The sequence below is a fragment of the Marinimicrobium sp. UBA4209 genome, assembly GCF_002381585.1.
Classification (GTDB): Bacteria; Pseudomonadota; Gammaproteobacteria; order Pseudomonadales; family Cellvibrionaceae; genus Marinimicrobium; species Marinimicrobium koreense.
Genome location: NZ_DFTP01000095.1, coordinates 35,376 through 36,545 on the forward strand (window position 1 = coordinate 35,376; position 1,170 = coordinate 36,545).

The window sequence follows — 1,170 nt, forward strand, 5'->3', positions numbered from 1 at the left end:
CAGCCTGAATAATGACTCCCTGGCGGGTAATCTGATGCGCTCCGTTCGTGGGCAGATCAGCGCGGCGGTGCCCGGGTTGGATCAGGGTATAGACAGTCTGGCCAGCATTGGTATTCGTACCCGCCTGGACGGCACTCTGGAGTTTGCCGATGACGGTGAAGACACGGACTTCAGTGCGGTATTCAGCAGTCAATTTGAAGCGATACGGGACCTGTTTGTGCCGAGCATGGAGTCGTCCAACGCCCGGATCACTCCCAGCAACTTCGGTAACCGCACTCAGTCCGGGACTTACGAGGTAGAAATTACCCAGGATGCTACCCGTGGTTTCCTGACGGCCGACCCCGCCACCATGCCTCTCGATGTCACGAGTGACGATTACAGTTTTACCATTGAAGTGAATGGCCGCGAGTCAGCGATGATCAGTTTGCCTCAAGGAAGTTACGCCTCTCTGGAGGACGTGGCCACCGAGTTGCAGACGTTGATCAACGCCGATTCAAACCTGCGGGAGGGCGGCGCACGGGTGAACGTTACGGTGGAAGGTGGTGCCTTAAAATTTGAGTCCAACACCTATGGACGTGACAGTTCCGTGGCGATCACCAGCGTGGGCGCCAATGCGGGTGCTTTGGGCTTGAGTGAAGCCGCTGGCACCACCGGTTTGGATGTGGCCGGCACCATCAATGGCGAAGAAGGTTTTGGTTATGGCCGTATTTTGCGTGGTGCCTTGCGCTCGCCGGCGGAAGGTTTGGCTTTGGAAATTGCCGACGGCGCGAGCACGGCGACGGTGAATTTCTCGCGTGGTTTTGGTTCCGGGTTGTTGTCGACCCTGGATACTTATGTGCGTAATTCCGGATTGATTTCCGAGCGGGAAAGCACCTTGAAGGACGACCGAGTTGAGGTATCCGAAGCCCGCGAAGCCATGGAGCGGCGCAGTGAGGCGTATCGGGCGCGGTTGGAGGCGCAGTTTTTGAATATGGAACGGATTGTCCGGAGTTTGAATAGTACCGGGAGCTTTTTGGAAGGTATTAATGACCGGTTGCCGTTTACGGCGCCGCCGCGGTAAGTGGTTGAGTTTGGTTTTGGTTTGGGTGTTGCGTTGGGGTAGGGCAGATTGCGCGGAGTTTACGGTGAGGGTATTACGTTGGTTTGCCGGCGGATGCGCTTCGCTTATCC

The 1,170-nt window shown here is 56.8% G+C and carries 1 protein-coding gene; it reads left to right on the top strand.

Translation table 11 applies throughout. The features are described 5' to 3' along the window. Positions 1-1,060 (top strand): flagellar filament capping protein FliD (gene fliD, locus B3187_RS14155; RefSeq protein ID WP_286807130.1); only part of this gene is annotated, 1,060 nt, incomplete at its 5' end. Between the last annotated feature and the right edge of the window lie 110 nt (positions 1,061-1,170).